Annotated in this window: 8 protein-coding genes and 1 pseudogene; 5 read left to right on the top strand and 4 right to left on the bottom strand. The window is 62.4% G+C overall.

Features of this window, described 5'->3' with window-relative positions; genetic code table 11:
* Both M0954_RS10380 and M0954_RS10375 read left to right on the top strand, forming a co-directional pair.
* Nucleotides 1-186 (top strand): annotated as a pseudogene (locus tag M0954_RS10380) (LysR family transcriptional regulator); the annotation flags it as partial.
* A gap of 226 nt (nt 187-412) precedes the next feature.
* A complete protein-coding gene (locus M0954_RS10375; protein WP_122152948.1) occupies nt 413-949 on the top strand; it encodes a class IV adenylate cyclase in 537 nt (178 codons plus the stop codon).
* 33 nt (nt 950-982) lie between these two features.
* Here M0954_RS10375 and M0954_RS10370 read toward each other — a convergent pair whose 3' ends face one another.
* Nucleotides 983-1,489: an Lrp/AsnC family transcriptional regulator gene (locus M0954_RS10370; protein WP_297353041.1), complete on the bottom strand. Its 507-nt coding sequence runs from the start codon at nt 1,487-1,489 to the stop codon at nt 983-985.
* Between the two features lie 341 nt (nt 1,490-1,830).
* On the opposite strand from M0954_RS10370, the gene M0954_RS10365 reads away from it, so the two are divergent.
* Nucleotides 1,831-2,130 carry a 4a-hydroxytetrahydrobiopterin dehydratase gene (locus M0954_RS10365; protein ID WP_122152949.1) on the top strand — a complete coding sequence of 100 codons (300 nt, stop codon included), beginning with the start codon at nt 1,831-1,833 and terminating at the stop codon, nt 2,128-2,130.
* Between the two features lie 87 nt (nt 2,131-2,217).
* Here M0954_RS10365 and M0954_RS10360 read toward each other — a convergent pair whose 3' ends face one another.
* The gene (locus tag M0954_RS10360) at nt 2,218-2,442 is read right to left on the bottom strand and encodes a DUF3717 domain-containing protein (RefSeq protein ID WP_122152950.1); all 225 of its coding nucleotides are present in this window, start codon (nt 2,440-2,442) and stop codon (nt 2,218-2,220) included.
* A 121-nt stretch (nt 2,443-2,563) separates the two neighbouring features.
* Here M0954_RS10360 and M0954_RS10355 point away from each other — a divergent pair, with 121 nt between their 5' ends.
* Both M0954_RS10355 and M0954_RS10350 read left to right on the top strand, forming a co-directional pair.
* Entirely contained in the window at nt 2,564-3,250 is a 687-nt protein-coding gene (locus M0954_RS10355) for a response regulator transcription factor (protein WP_074262960.1), read from the top strand.
* A gap of 150 nt (nt 3,251-3,400) precedes the next feature.
* Nucleotides 3,401-4,906, top strand: a complete 1,506-nt coding sequence (locus M0954_RS10350; protein WP_297353039.1) for a sensor histidine kinase — start codon at nt 3,401-3,403, stop codon at nt 4,904-4,906.
* A 57-nt stretch (nt 4,907-4,963) separates the two neighbouring features.
* Here M0954_RS10350 and M0954_RS10345 read toward each other — a convergent pair whose 3' ends face one another.
* On the bottom strand, nt 4,964-5,446 hold the full coding sequence (locus M0954_RS10345) for an SET domain-containing protein-lysine N-methyltransferase (protein ID WP_122155490.1): 483 nt from the start codon (nt 5,444-5,446) through the stop codon (nt 4,964-4,966).
* Nucleotides 5,447-5,666: 220 nt separating this feature from the next.
* Nucleotides 5,667-6,743 carry an NADH:flavin oxidoreductase/NADH oxidase gene (locus M0954_RS10340; protein ID WP_297353037.1) on the bottom strand — a complete coding sequence of 359 codons (1,077 nt, stop codon included), beginning with the start codon at nt 6,741-6,743 and terminating at the stop codon, nt 5,667-5,669.
* Nucleotides 6,744-6,745 lie beyond the last annotated feature (2 nt).

The following is a 6,745-nucleotide window of genomic DNA, read 5'->3' as shown; positions in this document are numbered from 1 at the left end:
TCCGGCGTCGGCCTGACCCTCGTGCGTGACGCTATCGCCATCGCCGAGGCCCATGCGCACGCGCTCACCATCGTCGAAGGCGTGACGGTGCCGACCCAGTTGAGCTTCGTCACCCTAGCCGCCCGCCAGGACGATCCGGCCGTCGCCGCCGCCCTCAAGCTCATCGAGCAGCAGTGGGCGATATGAGTCTGGCTCATGACAGCTTGAGGCCCTGCGGCAGCGAATCACATGAATCACCCAAATCACCGCCAACGTAACGCCACGGTCACGCGCTTTTTGCTAGATTCAGGGTTCGCGCATGTTGTCCGCGCAGTGCCTTTGCTTTGAGTTCGTTCCAGTTTGTCCTTCACGGCACGCTTCACCCCGCCCTACCCGAAGCCGCCGAAAATCCATCCTTCCTCAGGAGCCTGACATGGCCCGCAACATCGAAATCAAAGCCCGCGCCCAGCACTTCGATCAACTCAGCGAACGCGCCGCCGAACTGTCGCCCGAGGCTCCGCTGATCTTCCGCCAGCAGGACTTCTTCTATGATGTGCCGCGCGGGCGTCTGAAGCTGCGCCAGTTCGACGACGGCACGCCCGCTGAACTGATCTTCTATCAGCGCGACGATCGCGACGGCCCCAAGGCTTCGTACTACACGCGCAGCCCCGTGACCAATCCGGAAGCCATGCACTCGCTGCTCGCCACGGCATTGACCACGCGTGGCATCGTCACCAAGGAACGTCACGTCTACACGATCGGGCGTACGCGGATTCACCTCGACCGGGTGGACGGGCTAGGTGACTTTGTCGAACTGGAAGTGCTCCTCGCGCAGGACGACGAGGAGGAAGGCGGTCACGCCGAAGCGCATGAGATGTTTGCGAAGCTAGGGGTGCCCGAATCGGATCTGGTGGCCGTCGCGTATGTCGATCTGCTCAGCCCGGATAGCGAGCCGCGCAAGGTTGCATAGTCCGTCAGGCGGCCAGCGGGACTGCCCGGCGGGTCACCGCCCGCCGCCTGCCTGGCCGGCGGCTCCCGGCGCCAGATGCCCCAACGGCAACGGGCCGTTGCGCTTGAATGTAGTCAGCACGATATTCGAGCGTACACTGTCCACCCCCGGCACGCGCATCAGCTTCTTCATAACAAACGAAGACAGCGCGTTAAGATCCGGCGCAACAATGCGCAGCAGATAATCCGCATCGCCGACCACCGCGTGGCACTCAAGCACCTCGGGCAGCATGTCGATCTGCTGCTGGAACTGTTCGACGATCGAATCGCCATGATGCTTGAGCTTCAGACTCGTAAACGCGGTCACGCCGAGGCCCAGTTTTTCGGGCCGCAGCACCACGCGATAGCCCTCCACCACGCCCAACTGCTCGAGACGCTGCAACCGCCGGCCAATCTGCGACGGCGATAGCGGCACCTGCTCGCCGAGTTGCTGATGAGTCGCCCGTCCAAAGCGCTGCAAAACCTCGAGTAGCGCGAGATCGAAGTGATCGAGTTCAAGCATGATGATTCCCCGCATCAATATATCGTCTAACGCACGATTATTGCATACATAAGCCAATCTATGCTTTTTTCACGCTCTTTCCAGGCAATGGCCGCGCCGCGCACAGCGATGTCAGAGCCTGCCTGACACGTGAAGCCGTCACAACGAGCCCGACCAGCATACCTCTCCTGCACGTCCTCCATCTCTTCACACGCCCAAACGCGCGTCGCCCTGCACCCAGCCTTGATCCGTGAAAAAATAGTCAGATGTCCGCGCAACGCACGCCGCTCCGAGGCGGATGCGCTAACGGCCGACAAGACGGCGGCGCTCAGGCGCACCACTGCAAATCAGGAGGCATCCTCATGATTCACAAGCTCACTTCCGAAGAGCGTTCCACGCAATTGGGCGAACTGCACGGCTGGGTAGCCCTAGCCGGCCGCGACGCGATCCAGCGACAACTCAAGTTTGCCGATTTCAACGAGGCATTCGGTTTCATGACGCGGGTAGCGATCAAGGCCCAGGAAATGGACCATCACCCGGAGTGGTTCAACGTCTACAACAAGGTGGAGATCACCTTGTCGACGCATGAGGCAAATGGGCTAACGGAACGGGATATTTTGCTGGCCCGTTTTATCGATCAGATCGCCACAGGGGCTCAGTAACACTGTGCGAAGGATGTCGTGCATAAAAGTGCGTTTGCAGCGCGATGAAAGCGCTTTGCAGGCATTCGGGTGCGCAAACCTTCACTTCTACAGGCCATTCTTAAGGCGAACGTAAGAATCCCACGCTTCCCTCGCGATCCCATCCAAACCTTCCGGTGGTAGCGCGTTCCGACGCTGTACAATCATCAGCGCATACGGCTTGGAGAGCGCGCTTGCCTCCTTGCACAGAACGAGTTCGTCGCCGCTCGAAGGTGAGCGGGCGCGCCAGAAGTTGATCGCGGCTTCCAGTTCGTGGATCGTTATATCGGACATGACTCTCGTGATCGCTCGATGGCCGCGCAGGTACGGCGACGCCGCCAGGCACCCTGTGCAGCAGGCGCCCCGGCGAACCGCGTGCCCGAACGCCTAAACCCATTGTACTTGAGCGAAACCCATGCGACTCCTTCTGATCGAAGATGACCGCCCCATCGCACGCGGCATCCAAAGCAGTCTCGAACAAGCCGGCTTCACGGTCGACATGGTCCACGACGGCATTTTCGCCGAACAGGCCCTCACGCAAAACCGTCACGAGCTCGTGATCCTCGATCTGGGCTTGCCCGGCATCGACGGCATGACGCTGCTCTCGCGTTTTCGCCAGAGCAACCGGCATACGCCGGTAATCGTGCTGACCGCGCGCGACGAACTGAACGACCGCGTCCAGGGCCTGAATTCCGGCGCCGACGACTACATGCTGAAACCGTTTGAACCGGCCGAACTCGAAGCGCGCATCCGTGCTGTGATGCGTCGCAGCGGTCCGCACGGCGACATGCCGCGTCCGGAAGTGTCGTTGGGCGGCGTGCGCCTGTCGGGCGTCGACCGCCGCATTTTCAACGACGACAAGCCGCTCGAACTGTCGCCGCGCGAATTCGCGGTGCTCGAAATGCTGCTGCTGCGACATGGCCGCGTAGTCAGCAAAGCGCAGCTGCAGGATCACCTGACGCACTTCGGCGGCGATCTCGGCGACACCGCGATCGAAGTCTACGTGCACCGTGTGCGTAAAAAGCTCGAAAACTGCCGTGTCGAAATCGTCACGGTGCGTGGCTTCGGCTACCTGTTGCAGGAAATCCGTCAGGCCGCATAATGGCCATGAAGGTCAGGGCCGCGACGCGGCCCGATGACCTGACGGCGCTGGGCCGGCATGGCGCATCCATCGCGAGGATGCGCGGTTCGCCGTTGCCCAGCGGCTTTCAGCGGCTCACGTGCCGCTCGGCCTCTTTTATCGCGTTCGACCATGCCCCACCCGGCCGCGAATAGCCTGCGTCGCACGCTGCTGCGCCGCCTTGCCGCTCCCCTCTCCCTGCTCGCTCTGATGAGCGGCCTGATCGCTTACTGGCTCGCGTGGCAGTACACGCAGCACGTGGTCGACCGGTCGCTGGCCGACCTCGCCACGGCCATCTCCAGACAAATCCAGATTGCTGGCCCGAATGCGAAAGCCACGGTGCCGCCGCTCGCCCAGGCCATGTTCTCCGATCCGATCGAGCATCTGGTCTACCGGATCAGCGACGGCGACACTGAAATCGCCGGCGATACCAAACTGCCGCTGCAGGGCAAAAGCGTACGCATCATGCACTACGCCTACGTGTTCGAAACGCAGTATCAGGGTGTCACGATGCGGGTGGCGCAGGTACGCGTCGATCAACCAACGGGCAACCCGATCGTCATCGAGGTGGGGCAACCGGTCGAGCACCGCATCGCGATCGCCGCCGAATTCCTGGTGGCCATCATGATGCCGTTACTACTGCTGCTGCTCGCTGGCTGGGTGATCGTCTGGCGCGTGGTGAACCAGCAGCTTAACCCCCTCACGGATCTGGCCGACTCGCTGAACCGGCAGACCCACACGTCGCTCGAACCGGTTGACGAAACCTACGTGCCGGTCGAAATCCGTCCACTGACCGGTGCGCTGAACGCGCTGCTCGACCGCCTGAAATCCGCACTCGACGCCCAGCGCAAGTTCATCGCCGACGCAGCCCACCAGCTGCGCACGCCGCTTACCGCCGTCAAATTACATGCGGAACAGGCGGCCATCGCCCGCGATCCGCAACATGCGCTGGCGGCCGTGCGTGAACTGCGCGCCGCCGCCGATCGTGCGGTGCGTCTGTCGAACCAGTTGCTGTCGCTGGCGCGCGCCGAGCCTGGCGAGCAGGCCGCGCGTTTCGTCAACGTCGACATGGCGGCGCTCGCCTTCGATACCGGCGCCGAATGGGTGCCGCGTGCGCTCGGTGTGCACGTCGACCTCGGTTTCCAGCGTCTGGACGACCCCGCCAACGATCGTCCGCTGATCGCGCGCGGCAACCCGGTGCTGCTGCATGAGGTCATTGCCAACCTGCTCGACAATGCGCTGAAGTATGTGCCGCCCTCGCGCTTCGACGGCGGCCGTATCACGGTCACCGTCTCGCAAAACGCCGTCGGCGATGTGCCGATGGCGGAGATCGTCGTCGAGGATAACGGGCCGGGTGTGCCGCTGGTCCAGCAGGCGGATCTCTTCAAGCGGTTTTTCCGCGGCGACGGCCAGAGCGAAAACGGTGTCGATAGCGGCGCAGGCCTTGGCCTCGCCATTGTTCACGACATCATGGTGCTGCATCACGGCAGCGTGCATTACGAGGACGCACCGGAAGGCGGAGCACGCTTTATCGCGCGGATTCCGCTCATTCGTGCCGACGCGGTCCGCGACACCGAGAACCGGCGCACCAAAAAAATCGGCGCACCAGGCGCCGATCGATCTGTTATTTCGCAGTAGTTTTCTCGCCTTGGATGGCCGCGCCATGGCAGGCCACCCAAAGACTGCATGCACGCGTCACTTCTTCTTTTTCTTGCCCTTCTTGTCACTCTTTTCCGGCGGCGCCAGCATGGTGCCACGGCATTTGCGCGCGCCGCAGCGGCATTCGTATTCCTTCTGCAACTTCTTGGTCTGACGTGCGTCGATCACGAGGCCGTAGTCGTAGAACAGTTCTTCGTCTGCCTCGATGTCGCGCAGCGAGTGAACGTACACGTGCCCGTCAATTTCCTCGGCTTCGCAATTCGGCGCGCACGAGTGGTTGATCCAGCGCGCGCTATTGCCATCCACCTTGCCGTCGATGACGCCCCCGCCATCCAGCGCGAAGTAAAACGTATGGTTCGGCTCTTTCGGATTGTGCGGATGACGTCGCAAAGCTTCTTTCCACGAGATCCGCTCGCCCTTGTATTCGATCAGGCGTTCGCCGGCCGCAATCGGTTCGACCGCAAACACGCCTTTGCCATGCACTCCAGAACGGCGCACGGCGATCCTGCGTGAACTCATTGAATGAATCCTTGTGAAGAACTTGAGGTGAACATCCCGGCTCTCGTCAGCACCGGCGACACGCCAGCAGCCGGATTTTCCGACGCGAATAGCAAACGCGGCGCCGTGCAGGCGCCGCGTCGTCTTGCAACGCACTTGCGTCACATCCGGCATCGTACACGCTTGCTATGGCTTCCTTCAACCGTCAGACAAGCATCAGCATGTTGTGCCGGCGGCAGATCTAACGCTGTCCGAACGAAATCTCACCAAACAGCGCTTTCTGATCGCGCGGTTGCGAGCGCCAGTATTGGGGCGGCGCTTCGACTGTCGCGCCCAGTTGGGCGGCGGCATGCCACGGCCAGCGCGGGTTGTAGAGCAATCCGCGGGCCAATGCAATCAGGTCTGCGTCGCCCTCTTCGATCAGTTGCTCGGCGTGCAGCGGATCGGTGATGAGCCCTACTGCGATCGTAGCGAGGCCCGTAGCCTGTTTCACCGCGCGTGCGAACGGAACCTGATAGCCCGGTTCGAGCGGGATCTTCTGCAATGGCGAGACGCCCCCTGACGACACGTCGATCCAGTCGCAGCCGCGCTTTTTCAACTCCTGCGCGAAGGCGATCGTGTCATCGAGACTCCAGCCGCCTTCGACCCAGTCGGTTGCCGAGACCCGCACGCCAACCGGTTTGTCGGCCGGAAACGCGGCGCGCACGATTTCGAATATCTCCAGCGGAAAGCGCATGCGGTTTTCGCGCGAACCGCCATATTCGTCCTGACGCTGATTGGCGATCGGCGACAGGAATTGATGCAGCAGATAGCCGTGCGCGCCGTGTACTTCAAGCGCGTCGATACCAAGACGCGCTGCGCGGCGGGCCGATGCCGCAAACGCCTCGCGAATCCGGTTGAGGCCCGGCGTATCGAGCGCGAGCGGCGGTTCCTCGCCGGCTTTGTGCGGTAACGAAGACGGCGCATGCGGCAACCAGCCGCCCTCGGCAACCGGAATCAGTTGGCCACCGTCCCATGGGGTGTGGCTCGAGGCCTTGCGCCCGGCGTGCGCGAGTTGCATCGCCACCGGGATCGACGAGTGTTTGCGGATGGCAGCGAGCACTGGCACGAGCGCGGCTTCGGTCGCGTCGTCCCACAAGCCGAGATCGCCTGGCGTGATGCGGCCATCGGGCTCGACCGCCGTAGCTTCGATGCACAGCATGCCTGCGCCCGATAACGCCATGCTGCCCAGATGGATCATGTGCCATGCGGTCGCCTCGCCGCGTTCGGCGGAATACTGACACATTGGCGACACAACAATACGATTGGCAAGCGTCACGC

The organism is Paraburkholderia sp. (genome assembly GCF_026225065.1).
Lineage (GTDB): Bacteria > Pseudomonadota > Gammaproteobacteria > Burkholderiales > Burkholderiaceae > Paraburkholderia.
This window is presented reverse-complemented; position numbering and strand designations above follow the sequence as displayed.

Excerpts from the sequence above, each read along its gene's own strand:
- M0954_RS10365 (WP_122152949.1), top strand. The coding sequence starts at position 1,831 with ATGATTCACAAGCTCACTTCCGAAGAGCGTTCCACGCAATTGGGCGAA.
- M0954_RS10375 (WP_122152948.1), top strand. The coding sequence starts at position 413 with ATGGCCCGCAACATCGAAATCAAAGCCCGCGCCCAGCACTTCGATCAA.
- M0954_RS10345 (WP_122155490.1), bottom strand. The coding sequence starts at position 5,446 with ATGAGTTCACGCAGGATCGCCGTGCGCCGTTCTGGAGTGCATGGCAAA.
- M0954_RS10355 (WP_074262960.1), top strand. The coding sequence starts at position 2,564 with ATGCGACTCCTTCTGATCGAAGATGACCGCCCCATCGCACGCGGCATC.
- M0954_RS10370 (WP_297353041.1), bottom strand. The coding sequence starts at position 1,489 with ATGCTTGAACTCGATCACTTCGATCTCGCGCTACTCGAGGTTTTGCAG.
- M0954_RS10350 (WP_297353039.1), top strand. The coding sequence starts at position 3,401 with ATGCCCCACCCGGCCGCGAATAGCCTGCGTCGCACGCTGCTGCGCCGC.
- M0954_RS10360 (WP_122152950.1), bottom strand. The coding sequence starts at position 2,442 with ATGTCCGATATAACGATCCACGAACTGGAAGCCGCGATCAACTTCTGG.